This is a genomic window from Bifidobacterium dolichotidis, from assembly GCF_003951975.1.
Taxonomy (GTDB): domain Bacteria; phylum Actinomycetota; class Actinomycetes; order Actinomycetales; family Bifidobacteriaceae; genus Bifidobacterium; species Bifidobacterium dolichotidis.
Genome location: NZ_QXGM01000002.1, coordinates 222362 through 238531 on the forward strand (window position 1 = coordinate 222362; position 16170 = coordinate 238531).

Annotated in this window: 11 protein-coding genes; 2 read left to right on the forward strand and 9 right to left on the reverse strand. The window is 49.0% G+C overall.

Annotated features, from left to right (window positions below; genetic code table 11):
- Positions 1-506: 506 nt before the first annotated feature.
- The 4 genes from D2E26_RS04775 to ettA all read right to left on the reverse strand — a co-directional run bounded on the left by D2E26_RS04775 (position 507) and on the right by ettA (position 7833).
- The gene (locus D2E26_RS04775) at positions 507-2573 is read right to left on the reverse strand and encodes a sialate O-acetylesterase (RefSeq protein WP_206432070.1); all 2067 of its coding nucleotides are present in this window, start codon (positions 2571-2573) and stop codon (positions 507-509) included.
- A gap of 1150 nt (positions 2574-3723) precedes the next feature.
- Positions 3724-4152 (reverse strand): peptide deformylase, encoded by a 429-nt coding sequence (locus tag D2E26_RS04780; RefSeq protein WP_125963568.1) that lies wholly within the window; start codon positions 4150-4152, stop codon positions 3724-3726.
- 196 nt (positions 4153-4348) lie between these two features.
- Positions 4349-5635, reverse strand: a complete 1287-nt coding sequence (locus D2E26_RS04785) for an O-acetylhomoserine aminocarboxypropyltransferase/cysteine synthase family protein (protein WP_125963569.1) — start codon at positions 5633-5635, stop codon at positions 4349-4351.
- Between the two features lie 521 nt (positions 5636-6156).
- A complete protein-coding gene (gene ettA / locus D2E26_RS04790) occupies positions 6157-7833 on the reverse strand; it encodes an energy-dependent translational throttle protein EttA (protein WP_125963915.1) in 1677 nt (558 codons plus the stop codon).
- A 592-nt stretch (positions 7834-8425) separates the two neighbouring features.
- Here ettA and D2E26_RS04795 point away from each other — a divergent pair.
- Positions 8426-9196: a DUF559 domain-containing protein gene (locus D2E26_RS04795; protein ID WP_164515878.1), complete on the forward strand. Its 771-nt coding sequence runs from the start codon at positions 8426-8428 to the stop codon at positions 9194-9196.
- A gap of 189 nt (positions 9197-9385) precedes the next feature.
- Positions 9386-10309 carry an acyl-CoA thioesterase gene (locus D2E26_RS04800; protein ID WP_125963571.1) on the forward strand — a complete coding sequence of 308 codons (924 nt, stop codon included), beginning with the start codon at positions 9386-9388 and terminating at the stop codon, positions 10307-10309.
- Between the two features lie 85 nt (positions 10310-10394).
- Here the strand turns inward: D2E26_RS04800 and D2E26_RS04805 are convergent, their stop codons facing one another.
- The 5 genes from D2E26_RS04805 to tilS form a co-directional block, all read right to left on the reverse strand.
- The gene (locus tag D2E26_RS04805) at positions 10395-10940 is read right to left on the reverse strand and encodes a DUF3180 domain-containing protein (RefSeq protein WP_125963572.1); all 546 of its coding nucleotides are present in this window, start codon (positions 10938-10940) and stop codon (positions 10395-10397) included.
- Between the two features lie 2 nt (positions 10941-10942).
- A complete protein-coding gene (locus tag D2E26_RS04810; protein WP_125963573.1) occupies positions 10943-11944 on the reverse strand; it encodes a hypothetical protein in 1002 nt (333 codons plus the stop codon).
- A 301-nt stretch (positions 11945-12245) separates the two neighbouring features.
- Positions 12246-14321, reverse strand: coding sequence for an ATP-dependent zinc metalloprotease FtsH (gene ftsH / locus D2E26_RS04815; RefSeq protein WP_125963574.1), 2076 nt, complete (start codon positions 14319-14321; stop codon positions 12246-12248).
- A complete protein-coding gene (hpt, locus tag D2E26_RS04820) occupies positions 14318-14884 on the reverse strand; it encodes a hypoxanthine phosphoribosyltransferase (RefSeq protein WP_206432071.1) in 567 nt (188 codons plus the stop codon). The genes ftsH and hpt overlap by 4 nt, the downstream gene beginning before the upstream one ends.
- A complete protein-coding gene (gene tilS / locus D2E26_RS04825) occupies positions 14853-16085 on the reverse strand; it encodes a tRNA lysidine(34) synthetase TilS (protein ID WP_241218880.1) in 1233 nt (410 codons plus the stop codon). Before tilS ends, hpt begins: the two co-directional genes overlap by 32 nt.
- Between the last annotated feature and the right edge of the window lie 85 nt (positions 16086-16170).

The following is a 16170-nucleotide window of genomic DNA, read 5'->3' on the forward strand; positions in this document are numbered from 1 at the left end:
CAATAATATTTTCGCATTTTTTATACATTCGTTGCGATCACTGTGTTCTTACTCCATTTAGAAGTCATAGGTCACCTTCCGAACCAAATTTTCTTATTTCTATTTCGGAACGTTTATCCAACCATTAATATTTGTTGAAAAAATCGCATTATTTATACATTCTTGCCTATTTAGTTAAATGATTGAATGAAAATGTCTTACTATAGATTCATACACCCCTTATTGGCCATGCATACCCAATCACCGCACGACACGCCGACCCATACGATATACAAAAATTAGGCCTGTATTTAGATATTTCGACGAATTTGTCTAATTTTGAGTTTCCCCTTTTCATCGCTACTCCCGCACATAAGCTACATGCCTTATATGCGAAATAAGGGGCTTCCCTACCCCCGCACATAAGCTACCTGTCTTATGTGCGGGAGTGATTAGGGATTGTCTCCCCGCATATAAAGCAAATGGTTGATATGCATAAACAGAGGAGCGCGAATCAAATCTTTTCGTTATACAGAAGCAACAGTTGATTCAGGCCAGCCTTCGTTATGCAGCCGGAACGGTGGCATTGGCGTAGTGTTCGTTCCGATAACAAATTCTCGAGGAGGATTGTTCATCCACGCATAACGTAATTGGCGGATCTCATTCCATGGTTTTACTGGATCTTTAACCCACAATTCACCTTGGGTAATTCGAGCCTGAGCATGCACAATAGTGCCATCTGTGAGCACCCATTCAAATCCTTGAGGTGCTTTTCCACTGTAAGTGCAGAGCTGTTCATCCCACAAAACGCGTACTACCTTGCCATAGTGAAACTGATCCGCTTCAACTGCAACACGCATCCAGTTCTTAACAGGCTTGCCATTCTGCTGTGCGCGTTCGAGACCAACTGCAACAGGCGTTGGCGTTGTATCATCCTCACCCATAACGACAGCCATCGCTGTGCTAGCAAGACGTTCACCTAAAGATCGCTTGTTTGAAGGATGCAAATCATAAGGATCACCGCAGCCCAGGGACACAACAGTAACCACATTTTCTACAGCACCACTCACCTCTTCACAGTCCACCTTTATAGCTGTGTCAGTGTCATTCTTCGCTATGAAATCCGTATAGTCACGCATCGTGCAAGGTGGTGAAAGCTGATCATCTTCTTGTTCCTCTTTGCAGAGCATAAGTGACTCACCTGGGAATGCATCCATAACTCGCCATTGTGCGTCTCGGACTGTTGCCCATCCCTCTAATGATGCAGCCTGATCCTCATATTCAGGTAGCTGAACAATAAAGAAAGGCAATTGCTTTACTTGCCAGTTTTTTCGCCAAGCTTTCATCATTGCTTCCAACATGGGCTGGTACCATCGGCAATCCTCACCCGTATTGGACTCTCCCTGATACCACAGCACAGCTCGAACAGCGAAATTAAAGCACCCAGAGACCATGCCATAGTAGAGAGCCGTAGGCTGCCAATCAACAACAACTTCCGAAGGACATGCGTCTGGTATCAATGACAATACTGCGCACTGCCATTCCCCACATAAGTCGATTACCTGCACCGACCGCGAGAAATCCATATGCTGGATTTCAGGAAGCTCCTTATCATGGCTGAATCCATCTCGAACATGCCCACGAACAATCTTCTGTTCAACTTCATTAGGTAGCGCTCGTTTTGCCTTCACGTAACGAGTTTGGCGACGTACTACACGAGAACGATCTACGCGATGGCGGCGAGCCAAGTAATACTTAACATCTCTTGGTTTCCATAACTCTTCGATATTATCTAAATCTTGAGCTCCATCGCCGACGCGCAACACCATTTGCTGGCCATAAGCAACGTGCGGATTTTCCCCTTCCACACGTAAACGAATTACGATTTCATTGATTCCCTCATGAAGTACACCAGCCGGCACATAATATAGCCTCGGCGTATAGCGATCCGAGGTTTGTCCCACACTGTTTCCATTGATACACACTTCATCTGCATCAGTCATAGTGCCAAGATCAAGTAATGCGCTTACTTGCTTGTAATTATCTATGGCGCATCGTTTAGGAAGCACAATATTGCGCTTAATCAGCAGCTCGCCGTGGTACTCGTTCAACGCTTCGGACTGCGATGTAAGGGATCCCGGAAGTTCAATAGAAAACCAAGAAAGATCCTGCTCATCACGACGCTGTTGAACGCAACGCTCGCGCCAATCATTAACGTCCTGCACGCTCTGTTCAGCGAGCGCTCTTGCAGAGCGCGTACTTCTAAACTTGCGGAGCTGATCGCCAAGGTGAGTGAATGACGAGGCTGAACGGTGGTCCATCCAGGCCTCAATAGGTGAACCAGCAGCAGAAATATTAATAATTCCAATAGGAACGCCCAACATACGCCGCATTGCTCGACCAAACCAAGCTGCTAGTGCTGAAAATCGACGGCGTTCTGAACCTACATAGCTGTCCCAAAGAGATTCATGTGGCTCTGCAAGTAAGCCTTCGAATCGGGCATGCGTAAAAATCTTGCACTGTCGTAATAACGAGTCTTCCCACTGCAATAACGATGGGTCAGATGCTGAAGCCCAAGAAACTGGCAGCTCCATATTCGACTGGCCTGCGCAAACGAATACCTCGCCCACATAACAAGTACACAGCACGATCTCACTCATGCATAAACCTTGCTTCTGCATAACTCGTTCGGCAGAAGAAATTAGACCAAGGTCTCTTGCACATTCCTCCATATAATCCGGTAGATTTTCTGGATCTGGCAGCCTATATGTTTTTAGGCGTTGAACAGACTCAATATCGTCATATTCTTTGCGGTATAGCGAAATGTATGACTGCGCTACTAATGACAAGTGTTCATTACCCCGTACTGGTTTAAACCAGACTTCCCAGTAGCCATTGGAGTCAATAGTCTTACGAAGATTTTGAGAGCCAAGCGTAACTTCGACCTCAGCATGTGGCGTTCCCCAACCCCAAACTTTTAGGGGCATGCCTCGCTGTATTACACAACCGTCGCTGAAAATTGAAGCTAAACGTAGCTCATTAGACATCTTTATACCCTTCTCTGTGCATTCTGATCATGCTTATGTGTAGCCGCGTTGCTACCTACACATCTAGGGCGTGCAAGTAAATACGAACTCAATCCACTCACAGTGTGGTTAGTCGAAATTTCACCCCACATATCCCCATCGCACATAAGCGAATCAACTTACATGCGGAATATACGCGTAAACAGGCATGATAAATAGGCTACAAATGAGACGTAGCCTAATATCAATCGAAAATCTCAAGCGCCAGAATACGCTATAAAATTCACACGAGCTCACGGGTCACATCGCTAATGCCATATGACAGTGTGCCCGTGTGAATATGTAAACACACTCTACAGTGTCAGCAGTGTGGATTTGTTCTCTTGCGTACCAGGTTGAAGTGCGTCAGGACACCTGCCACACAAAGAACGCACCCGAAGAAGTTCGTCGATCCCGAGGTTTTGCCCAAGGATCTTCAAACCGAAGTTAACAATACTGGCCCGAAATAAAAAACAGAATAGCCTTGGACCAACCTCCTTGGAATATCCATAAGAGAGCCAAGGCTAATATCAATATTCACGATCTTGTGAAGAAGCAAATACCAATTGGTAGTAGGAATCAAAAAGGCTTCATACCCGTATAAACGCGTTATATTTTGAAAAAGTTAAATGCATTTACCCCATGACATCTTTATGCCAGGTGAAACATGCCTGCTAGTTCAGACGAGAATACCATCGCAATGATCGACTTCATGCTGAATAATCTGCGCCGTGAATCCGTCAAATATGGCGTGACGGTTCTTGCCTTTACGATTCATGTAATCAACTTCAATTCGCTCAGCACGACGTACGTTTGTCATGCCATCGAGGGAAAGGCAGCCTTCAGAGGTCTCATAGAGCCCTGCGGATGCGGTAATACGTGGATTAAATAGCACGGTAATTCTGCCGCCCAGCATCTCATCAACGAACGCAATAATGCGTACAGGTTCGCCAATCATATTGGCTGCCATACCAACGCATCCATCGCGATGAGCTTCGAGCGTATCCTTTAGATCCTGAGCAATACTCAGGTCTTCTGGATTGCTTGGATCAGCATCTCGGGCAACTTTACTCAGAATAGATACATTAGTTTCAATTGGTCGCTGCATACTTTTCAGTGTATTATCCGCAGCTCCCGAATAGTCGCATTGTGCCTTCGTACATTTCTTGCACGTAAGGTATTTAGTTTATGTGAGTACTGTAAAGCTAGTGCAACACACAAAAACTTCCCGCACATAACGTAAGAGCCTTATGTGCGGGAAGTAATGATATCTATAAGGAACAAGATTTATAGGAGCACTACTGTTACTTTGTCTCAGCAGCGGTCAGAGCCTGATCAAGATCAGCGATAATATCTTCTGCATTCTCAATACCACAGCTCAAGCGAACCAGATCGATACCAACGCCAGCTTCTTCGAGCTGTTCATCAGTCAACTGGCGGTGCGTAGTACCAGCTGGATACAGAACACACGAACGTGCATCTGCCACATGCGTTGCAATCGAAACAAGCTTAAGTGAGTCCAGTACTGCAGACACATGATCGCGACCGCCCGGAATACCCAGTGCAATCACACCACAAGTTCCATTCGGCATATATTTTTCAGCAAGTGCATGATACTTATCACCAGGAAGGCCTGGATACGTTACCCAAGAAATACGAGGATCTTGTGCTGCCCATTCAGCAACTTTCTGAGCATTTTCGCAATGTCGATGCATACGCACGCCCAGAGACTCGAGATGAGTGCCTAGGATCCAAGCATTAATAGGTGCAGGAGTCGAGCCAAAATCTCGCATAAGCTGTGCAGTCGCCTTAATGATGTAACCAGCTTTACCGAAATCCTTGGCATAGGTAACGCCATGGTAAGAATCGTCAGGCTCAGTCATTCCAGGGAACTTTTCTGTATGTGCCATCCAGTCGAAGTTACCCGAATCAACGATTGCACCTCCAACGACTGTTGCATGACCATCCATATACTTCGTCGTCGAATGCGTAACAATATCGACGCCGTACTCAATAGGTCGGCAGTTGATTGGAGTCGGGAACGTATTATCAACAATGATTGGCACACCGTGGTTATGTGCAGCCGATACAAACTTTTCAAAATCAAGTACCATCACCGATGGATTAGAAAGCGATTCCGCGAACACAGCCCTCGTATTTGGCTGGAATGCTGCCTCAAGCTCTTCTGGCGTGCAGTCCGGATTGACGAGCGTACAAGAAATATTCATCTTGCGCATCGTCACATTAATGAGGTTGTACGTACCACCATAAATTGCACTCGAAGCCACGATGTGGTCTCCAGCATTACAGATGTTGAATAGTGCAAAGAAGTTCGCTGCTTGGCCAGAGGAAGTCAGCATAGCTGCTACGCCGCCTTCCATCTCACAAATCTTAGCCGCGACGGTATCACTGGTTGGATTCGATAGACGCGTGTAGAAGTAGCCGCTTTCTGACAGATCGAAAAGACGACTCATCTGCTCACTCGACGTGTACTTGAACGTCGTCGAGGCAACAATAGGAGGCGTGCGAGGCTCACCATTACCTGGGTGATAGCCACCTTGTACACACGTAGTATCGATATGAGTTGACATGCTTGCAGCTCCTCATCGTTTAGTCGGGACTATGATGACGCTGCCGCTGAGATCAACATCACTGCTGAACGGTCATGCTGAATACCCATATGTAAGGATTACAGATTGAGGTACATTTCAGGGCAGTGACGAACACCCTAGCATCGCCACAATTCGATACCCTCCCCTATCTCATATTGAGATATATATCCAACTTCATTCTCTTCGCACACCCATTTCTCTCTGCACTCATGCTTCTCTATACACATAAGCCAACTGGCTTATCTGTGGCAAAGGAAACTCATGCACATTACTTTGCCTGCCGCATGTAAAGCAACAGTCTTATGTGCGTGAGAAGTAGGCAAGATACGCTTCACTGCACGCAGGTAAGGCAACTGTCTTATGTGTGTAGAAAAGAAAAGTAAATTGTGAGAAGAAAAGAACAGTAAATTGTGAGAAGAAAGCAAAAATAAAAAGAGCCGCCCAAATTGGACGGCTCAAAAGTACCTCGACGATCTGAAGTACTAGAAAAACTCTAGAACTCAGCGAGTGAGCTTGCGGTGTAGGCGGTGAGGACGTGCAGCGTCTTCACCCAAGCGAGCAATCTTGTTCTCCTGGTAGGACTGGAAGTTGCCTTCGAACCAGTACCAGTTTGCTGGATTCTCGTCGTTACCTTCCCAAGCCAAGATGTGCGTTGCAATGCGGTCAAGGAACCAACGATCGTGGGAAATAACCACTGCGCAGCCTGGGAACTCGAGCAGTGCATTTTCCAGAGACTCAAGCGTCTCAACATCCAAATCGTTCGTAGGCTCATCGAGCAGCAGCAAGTTGCCACCCTGCTTCAGCGTCAGTGCAAGGTTCAGACGGTTGCGCTCACCACCGGAGAGCACGCCCGTCAGCTTCTGCTGATCGGAACCCTTGAAGCCGAAGCTTGCCACGTAAGCACGAGTAGGAACCTCAACGCCGCCAACCTCGATGTAGTCAAGGCCGTCAGACACTGCTTCCCACAGGTTCTTGTTTGGATCGAGGCCTGCTCGGTTCTGATCAACGTAGCTGATCTTGACCGTCTCGCCCTTCTTCACCGTGCCGGAAGTTGGCTCTTCAAGACCAACAATCGTCTTGAACAGCGTCGACTTACCAACACCGTTAGGTCCGATAACACCAACGATGCCGTTACGAGGCAGCGTGAACGAAAGATCGTCAATGAGCACACGGTCGCCGAACTGCTTGTGCAGATGCTCGACCTCAAGAACCGTGGAGCCCAGACGTGGTCCTGGTGGAATCTGAATCTCGGAGAAGTCAAGCTTCTTGGAGTTACGTGCCTCCTGCTCCATCTGGTCGTAACGCTCCAGACGAGCCTTGTTCTTAGCCTGACGTGCCTTAGGACTCGAGCGAACCCATTCGAGCTCGTTTTTCAGGCGCTTAGCAAGCTTGGCATCCTTAGCACCCTGGATCTCCATACGCTTGGCCTTGGTCTCCAAGTACGTGGAGTAGTTGCCCTTGTATGGGTACAGCTGACCGCGATCGACCTCGCAGATCCACTCAGCAACGTTATCCATGAAGTAACGATCGTGGGTAACGGCGATAACTGCGCCCTTGTACTGGTGCAGGAACTTCTCGAGCCACAGAATGGATTCTGCATCGAGGTGGTTAGTAGGCTCGTCGAGCAGCAGCAGATCTGGAGCTTCGAGCAGCAACTTGCACAGAGCAACACGACGACGCTCACCACCGGAGCACACAGACACTGGCGTATCTGGGTCTGGGCACTGCAGTGCGTCCATTGCCTGCTCGAGCTGAGAATCGAGATCCCAACCGTTAGCAGCATCAATCTCAGTCTGCAGCTTGCCCATTTCTTCCATGAGCGCGTCGAAATCAGCGTCTGGATTGGCCATTTCTTCGCCAATCTCGTTGAAACGCGTCACCTTAGCTGCGATATCGCCAAAAGCCTGCTTAATGTTCTCGCCGACCGTCTTATCTTCATCGAGCGGTGGCTCCTGCTGCAAAATGCCGACCGTGTATCCTGGGGTCAGCGATGCTTCACCGTTGCTGACGGTATCCAAGCCAGCCATAATCTTCAGCAGCGTCGACTTACCCATACCGTTAGGGCCGACGACACCAATCTTGGCGCCTGGCAGGAAGCTCAGCGTAACGTCATCAAGAATCACGCGGTCGCCGTAGGCCTTGCGTGCCTTGATCATCTGATAAATAAACTCAGCCAAACCTGATTCCAATCTTCGGTCTGCCACGAAGCGCAGCTCATACTGGCTATACGCTTTGGCATATCAAGTGGTCACAATGCAACAGACATTATTCCAAGAGGGACATACAGAATGCAAGCAAAATAGCTGTTAGTACTGGTGTGTCGTGAAGAAATAGTGTATGCCAAAGAAATATTTTGCTCTGACGCACGTAAAGTAACTGGCTTATATGCGGTAAGTAAATGGCTTATATGCGGCGGAAGAACGTGCACGCAAGCAACACGCAAGCAATACACAAGCAACAGGATTAATTATCCACAAATAGCTGGCCGTAAGCTCTGTTATCCACATCAATCAGATCCGATTGATTATGCGTAAAGCCGCACCATACCGTGAGCGTATGAAGAGAAGAAATCAGAGGAAGCCCGCTGTGCAAAGGCTCGAAAAACTAGCAGCAACAAAATTAGGGGCTGTACAGCATGATGTTTTCGGTATGTGTCGCAAACTCATACGCACGCTCGACGAAAGCCCTGTGTTTGCACTGCGTACAGCGCTCGAATTGCAATGTATTGATATACCACATTTGCCTACATCGCTGAGGAAATGTGCACTCATGGCCACTGTTGATTCACCACGGAAACGTCGCTGGCTGCAAAAGCATAAGTGGGTATGTTGGAGTGGCCCATGCGAGGTTATTAATCTCGGTGATGGTATTCAGTGCACTTCACCCGTATGCACTTGGGCAATGTTCGCCCACTGGCTGCCGCTGAGTGAATTGGTACAACTCGGTGACGCTATGATGCGCAGAGATCCGCAGCTCCGCAAAGTCTCTCTTGAGGATTTTGAGCGGTACCTTGCTCGCTGGGAGTATTACGTGCGCAGCAGACGTAACTTAGGCGAACGATGCCGCGCATTCCGAGGTATTACCAAATGCCGGCGAGCGCTACGTCTGATGCAGCCTAATACTGATTCCATGCCGGAAACTGTGATGCGGCTTGTTCTACAGCAATTCGGTATTCACCGTGCTCAAGTCAATTGGACGGTTAAAGACGAGAAAGGTTATGTGGTTGCAGTACTGGATGCCGCCTATGTCGGTGCGAAAACCGATCTGGAATATAACGGGGAATACCATAAAAATCAGCGTCTGCAGGACGCCGCACGTACGCAGGATCTGAACGCGCGTGGCTGGACTGTTATTGAAGTTACGAAAGAAGATCTCCAGTCCCTCAAAGCTCAACAAAGATTCGTGAAACGGGTCGCAACTGTTCTCAAGAGACGTGACCCATCACATGAATACAGCGTTCGAAAGAATCCCATGTCATTGTGGGAAGTATCGGATGGGCGTCGCTCTGAATGGCGGAATACCAACAAACGATATTTCTAGATCACATAAGCCACTTCATGGCTATTACGGTTCTTCAGCCTCTTTGGAAAAGTCGAGCAAAGTTTCACTGTCCGCTGTTGCCGAACTCAATCGAGAATTAACCTCGTTAAACTTGCTGAGCATGCGTTCTGCAGTATTGAACGTTTTACGCAAGTGCGAAATCCTCATTGATAAACGGCGGGAGAAGCTATGACAGATCAGGAAACAGCACCAACAGCAGAGCAGATAACTCCACTTCAGCAGCTTGTCAAAGTCCTCGAACTTGGTAAGCCATCGCAAGTACGCGGCCATACATTTGTTAATGGCGAGAGTATGTACTTCCCTACTGGCCGCGTCTATGGTGGTCAGGTCATTGCTCAGTCGCTCATCGCTGCAGCAAAAACTGTGCCTGATCATCGTGAGCCTGACTCGATTCACGGTTATTTCATTGCGCCGGGTGATATTAATCAGGATTTGCTTTTCGACGTTGAAAATTTGAGGGATGGCCGTTCGTTTTCTGCGAGGCGAATTAATGTAACACAAACGCAGGGTGCCATTCTGACTGCAATTGCTAGTTTCCAGGAACGTGGCCAGAGTGGTGTGGACTTCGCTGATCCTATGCCTGAAAATGTTCCAGATCCTGAGTCGTTAAAGAGCGCAAAAGAACTGATGGCTCCTTTTGCTGATAAGAATCCATTTGCTGACTTTTATGCGACCAAGTCGCCTTTTGACCTGCGCCATGTGCAACGTTCTATTCTGTTGGGACCTGATAAGAATAGTGCAGCTCAGGATTCGGGCTTCCAGATGGTCTGGATGAGGGCTGAGGGTGAACTCGATGTTTCACAAACGATGCATCGCGCGCTCCTGGCTCTAGGTTGTGATCAGATTATGCTCGAGCCAATTATCCGTAGGTCGGGTTTGAGTGCGCTTACGCCAGGGCTTTCTTACGCTTCGATTGATCACTCGATGTGGTGGTATCGCGATATCGATGTAACGAAGTGGCACCTGTACGTGCAAAATTCCCCTACAGCTGCTCACGGACGCGGTTTGGGCGTCGCTAAGGTGTACACGCAAGATGGCGAGCTTGCAGCTGCAATGGTTCAGGAGGCCATGCTGCGCGCTCCTGGAATTTAGAGCTCTCGCTTAGCGTTGCTCCGTTCGGTTATCCTCTAGCTTCTTACGTTCAGCGAGTGTTTGCAGATTTTTTATTTCTGCACACCTACGCTGAACAATGATGACCTTGTTCTGCCCTCATTGACGGTCGATGCGAATGCTTACTCATCTGAGGATGCTCCGGACCTTCTGCAGGTGGAATCTCGCAGAGTCGTTCACTAATGATGCCAAGCACCATGTCAATAAGCGCGGCAGAACCTGCAATAATGCACTCGAAAAGTACACGTTTATAGTATTCCGCTTCTGCATGGCCAAGGCACATTACGAGTTGACCGCAGTACCAGCCCAACAAAATTGCTCCAGCCAATGCTAGGGCTTTAGCTAAAACGAGCGTATTCACAGCTCGCTCAGGACTAATTGTTTTGAGTTCAATGCGCTTTCGTGGCTCGGTAGTGGTGTACCGATGCACCTGCCAAGCTAAACAAATAACAACGATGCCAAGAGCGACCATGATAATCGCAACGAACCATGGTGCACCAAGGACTCCTACAGCAAAGAATTCATCGAACTTTTGCAACAGGATTCCGCCAACGAAACCAATAATGGCGGCTACTAGATATACCCACCATGGAATTCTATGTGCGCTTCTCATAATCACCTCTCCTCACTATCGTCTTCAGTCTGCCATGCCTGATTTGGGAATGCATCCGGCTTATGTGCGGTAGTGTCGCCCGCAATATCCGCATATGATTCAGCCGAAGCTTGCAGTAGCCATGTATTACTGACCATTGCTACACGCATCGAATCCTGTGCCATTGCCAGTTTGAACGGGAGCGGGTCACCATCTACTTCACCGTTTGGATCCATATCCATCCACGGTGCCAATACAGCAGCACGATCAAGCTGATGCTTATCAGTGCCGACACCGTCATAAGCCACACACTGCAGGGCAACCTGTCCCTCATGCGCAATAGCTAAATCTGACAGCACCCTTTGCAACGATTGAGGGCTAAGCTTGGTCCGCAGCTGCAAAACAGCAGTGCTCGTATCAAGCGAGTCATAATTCGTTACGTGATACAGCGGAGAAATTCCTTCAACCGTATTGGTTGGCACAGCATCGATAGAAACTATGGATTTGCGGAACAAAGTTGCCGCGTTCTCTGAAGCGCTTTCCATCAAAACAATTGCGACACGCTGCTCTGCCTCAGTAGCGATTTCAAGAGATGGAGTCTCGGAGGTCTGTTGTTCAGCAAAGGTTGACGCCAAGGCCGAGTCCGAAGTTGAAGATTCAGTTTCATGACCGAGTTGATCGTGCTGAAGCGCATCTTCTTCTGAAGTATTGCTCTCAGATTCAGTTTCCAGAGAGTGCTGCTCTGTTTCCTTCTCCACGCATAAGCCTTCTACATAAGATGCGGGAATAGTAGTGGAAGAGATTTGCACAGACGCAGGGTCCTGATTCAACAATGCAGCTGTCTGCACAGAACGAAGAACAGATGCTGGCACGGCATAAGAGAATGACGCACCCACTTCATCAGCGGACTGCTGAGCAACATGAATATGCACGTCGAGATGTGCACCATGATCATCCTGCTCCCACTCAGCTTCAATAAGAAATGGCCCAGCCTGAATCGGCTCAGTCCGCTTGCGACTCGTCATATATGGTGTCCTCCGTTTTATGCGCCGGATCCGCGCAGATCATAACAACGTTGTAATGCAATGGTTTCAGTGGCAATGGCTCACTGTTCTGCATCGTGGCAATATAGCTTCACTACTGCTCTCTCGCACATAAGACAGTTTGATTCATCGCTTACGCACGTAAGACAGTTGTTCTACGTGCGTAAGTAAGAGCGCAATTATCAGTCTTAGGCTATGCATAGCGCTTATGTGCTGGCTACCGAATCCGTATAAACACAGATGAAGGCACCGAAAGCCAATGGCATCGGTGCCTTCTATCGTTTTACAGCTTGGAAATGCCCACGCTCTGCTTCAGTGAATCTGGGATAGGCACTGGTGGCTTATCCGAATCAGGGCGGTGTGGATCGCTGAGCCAAACTTCACGTTCTGGAGCCTTCTTGATGTTCTTGAAGATGGCGTCCAGCTCTGCTTCGTTCAGCGTCTGCTTCACCAGCAGCTGGCGAACCAATTCGTCAAGGACATCACGGTTCTCGTTGATAATCGTCCATGCTTCAGTATGAGCATTTTCGATGAGGGCAAGAACTTCCTCATCCATACGCTCTGCCGTTGCATCCGAGTATTCGCGAGGACGCAATCCGTCAAGGCCAGACTGATCTTCATCGTCAGTCCACTTGACTGCACCCAAGGCAGTTGAGAAGCCGAACTCACCGATCATCCTACGGGCAATGTGCGTAGCCTTCTCGATATCGTTCGATGCACCAGTAGAAGGATCGTGGAACACAATCTCTTCTGCAGTACGGCCACCCATTGCATAGGCCATCTGATCAAGCAGCTGGTTACGAGTCTGCGAATAACGATCCTCCGTTGGCATCACAGCGGTATAGCCGAGTGCACGACCGCGAGGCAAAATCGTAACCTTAGTCACAGGATCTGTATTGCGCAGAGCTGCAGCAACGAGTGCGTGGCCACCCTCGTGGTATGCAGTGTTACGAAGCTCATCGAGGGCCATACCCTTCGAGCGACGACGTGGACCAGACATCACACGATCGATAGCTTCATCAATTGCACGGTTATCAATGAGCTGTGCTCCAACACGTGCACACAGCAAAGCAGCTTCGTTCAGCACATTGGCCAGATCAGCACCAGTGAAGCCTGGCGTGCGCACTGCAACAGAACGCAGATCAATATCTGGAACGAATGGCTTACCCTTAGCGTGCACCTTCAGAATTGCATAACGGCCTTCGAGATCAGGTGCCTCCACAGCAACCTGACGATCGAAACGACCAGGACGCAGCAGTGCTGGATCGAGTACATCAGGACGGTTCGTAGCTGCAATGATGATGAGGTTCGTATCGTTATCGAAACCATCCATCTCGACGAGCAGCTGGTTCAGAGTCTGTTCGCGCTCATCGTGACCGCCACCCATGCCGGAACCACGCTTACGACCCACAGCATCAATCTCATCGATGAAGATAATTGCTGGAGCATTCTTCTTAGCCTCATCGAACAGATCACGGACTCGCGAAGCACCGAGACCGACAAACATCTCAACGAAGTCAGAACCTGCCATCGAATAGAATGGAACGCCTGCTTCACCTGCAATAGCACGTGCGAGCAGCGTCTTACCAGTTCCTGGAGGGCCGTACAGCAGAACACCGCGAGGAATACGTGCGCCCAGAGCCTTGTACTTCGATGGATCCTTCAGGAAGTCCTTAATCTCCTCAACTTCCTGAACAGCAGCATCTTCGCCAGCCACATCGGAGAACTTCGTATGTGGCACCTGACCTTCGAGCAGCTTGCCGCTGTTCTTCTTGCCACCCATGCCGAGCATGCCGCCAGCGGAGCCCATACGGCTCATCAAGAACCAGACAAGCACAAAGAAGATGATGAACGGCAGAATCGAGGTCAGCAGGTATGTCCAAATACTGGTCTGCTGCATCGAAGCAGTCCAACCCTTAGATGGGTTGGCCTTTTCCACAGCCTTCACAATATCGGCGCTCTGTGCAGACGTGTAATAGAACTGCACGCTCTTGCCGTAGTTGTGATCCTTACCCGAGTCAGGATCCTTAGCTGTGTAATCATCCTTGAGCTTGAGCTGGACCTGCTGCGTATTGTCAACGATCTTTGCATAGGTCACGTTGCTTGCATTGTGCTCAAGGATGTTCATGCCATCCTTGGTATCAATCGTCTGTGCACCCGAACCAGAGAAAATCTGGAACAAAATCACAGCGAAGACAACAATGACAGCACCCCATAGCCATGGTGAACGCCAAATCGACTTTGGATTATTGCCGTTTTGGCCGTTTCCGCCCTTATCAGGCTCACCATTACGGAATGGGTTATTTGAACCATTCGGCGGCCTGCGTCCAGGCTGCTGTGGTCCCTGCTGGAAACTCATTGCGTAAGCGCTCCTTCGTATACCTCAGGCTTCAGCACAGCAATGCAATCGAGATTACGATATTGCTCGTCGCAATCCAAACCGAAGCCGACAACAAATTCGTCAGGAATTTCGAATCCCTTGTACTTAACATCAACTTCTACCATGCGACGTGCAGGTTTTTCTAGTAACGCAAAAATCTCCACGGAAGCTGCGCCTCGACGCTTCAATTCCTTGACGAGCCAATCCAGCGTATATCCGGAATCGATGATGTCCTCAACGATGAGCACATCCCTTCCCTTAACGTCAGAGGTCAGGTCCTGACGAACCGTAATTGAGCCAGAGCTCGACATGCTCTTGCCATAGCTGGAAATACTCATGAAGTCCATTTCCAGATGGCAAGTCATTGCCTGCGTAAAGGCAGTCAGCGTGCACACTGCACCCTTAAGCACGGCCATAACGATCGGGACGCGACCCTCATAGTCCTTGCTTGCCTGAGCAGCAACCTCTTCAATTTTGGACATAATCTGCTCATGAGAAATCAGCTCATGGTCAATGTTTTCCTGAATATCCGCGATTCGCATGCACATCATCATGGCACAAACGAATGACGTGTTTGACACGCTTGAGTACATAACCGGCTGGTAACTGCACAACGCGTCCCCCGTTACCCCGCGTCAGCCCAACTGCTGCAGCCACATGAGCAGATGACGCACGGATTCCAAAGCGTGAGAACAGAGTAGCCATAACACGACGGCGTAATGCCAGATGCACGTCATTGAGCACGTCTAAATCAATCAGCGCAAGTATCTGACCGTTATCTGTTGCGTCATCAGAAATTACAGATGCTTGAGCTGAATCTTCAGGCAAAGTCAACGTGACTGCTCGACGAAACGCGAGATCAGCCTGCTCTTGTAAAAACTCAATATCTGGACGTGATGTCTGAGCGAACGTGGCGAGTCGAGTCACCATGTTTCCACCGGTGAACTCGCTTAGCCATGGCAGCAGCACGTTACGGATTCGAGAACGCAACGGCAGGTCACGGCCCAACCCAGCCTCAACGCACGTAGCGCAACTGTCTAACGTGCGGGAAGAGGTATCTGCAGTCTCCTGAGTATGAGACTCAATTACAGACGCACGTAAGTCATCTCCGTTAGTTGGATCATCCCAATACTCGAGATTGAGTGACTTGCATATGTTAGTCGTATCTGCTCGTGAAAGGCCTAATAAAGGTCGCAGGAACGGGATTCCATCGATATCAATCGAATCAGCCATGCCTGCCATACCATCAAGACTGCCGGCCGTTAAAAGGTCAATCAGCACCGTTTCTGCCTGATCGTCACGCGTATGAGCCAATAACACGGCACGTGCATGAATCTCACGCGCTTTATTCACGATTGCGTCATACCGCTGCTGTCGAGCTGCTGCTTCAACTCCTCGATGACGCATGTCAGAGGCCCGAATAGTAATACGTTCAACAATGACGGGATCGAGACCTAAATCGGCACACTGTTGTGCAGCCTGCGCTGCAACTACATCAGAGTTTTGTTGCAACCCGTGGTCCACGATGATTGCAGCACAACGAATACCCCAAGAGGCACATACTTTTTGTGCCGATGCAGCTAAAGCAAGCGAATCTCGCCCACCAGAGCAAGCGACAGCAATAACAGGTGCATCCTTGCGAATTTCATGATGCCCATGCTTAACAAACTGCGGATCCCAATTCACTAACGTGCGATCGAGGTGGCCTAGCGAAGTTCGAACTGCTCCGATTGCAGATTTCATCTGCGCGCTATATACCACTTTGCCCTCCTACACGTTTTGAGCTGCTGTACTCACTTAACACTAGCCACAGTGCATTGTTTTACGC

Coding starts and splice junctions, on each gene's coding strand:
- tilS (WP_241218880.1), bottom strand. CDS start 16,085: ATGAAATCTGCAATCGGAGCAGTTCGAACTTCGCTAGGCCACCTCGAT.
- D2E26_RS04800 (WP_125963571.1), top strand. CDS start 9,386: ATGACAGATCAGGAAACAGCACCAACAGCAGAGCAGATAACTCCACTT.
- D2E26_RS04795 (WP_164515878.1), top strand. CDS start 8,426: ATGGCCACTGTTGATTCACCACGGAAACGTCGCTGGCTGCAAAAGCAT.
- D2E26_RS04775 (WP_206432070.1), bottom strand. CDS start 2,573: ATGGAGCTGCCAGTTTCTTGGGCTTCAGCATCTGACCCATCGTTATTG.
- ftsH (WP_125963574.1), bottom strand. CDS start 14,321: ATGAGTTTCCAGCAGGGACCACAGCAGCCTGGACGCAGGCCGCCGAAT.
- D2E26_RS04780 (WP_125963568.1), bottom strand. CDS start 4,152: ATGCAGCGACCAATTGAAACTAATGTATCTATTCTGAGTAAAGTTGCC.
- hpt (WP_206432071.1), bottom strand. CDS start 14,884: ATGCGAATCGCGGATATTCAGGAAAACATTGACCATGAGCTGATTTCT.
- D2E26_RS04810 (WP_125963573.1), bottom strand. CDS start 11,944: ATGACGAGTCGCAAGCGGACTGAGCCGATTCAGGCTGGGCCATTTCTT.
- D2E26_RS04785 (WP_125963569.1), bottom strand. CDS start 5,635: ATGTCAACTCATATCGATACTACGTGTGTACAAGGTGGCTATCACCCA.
- D2E26_RS04805 (WP_125963572.1), bottom strand. CDS start 10,940: ATGAGAAGCGCACATAGAATTCCATGGTGGGTATATCTAGTAGCCGCC.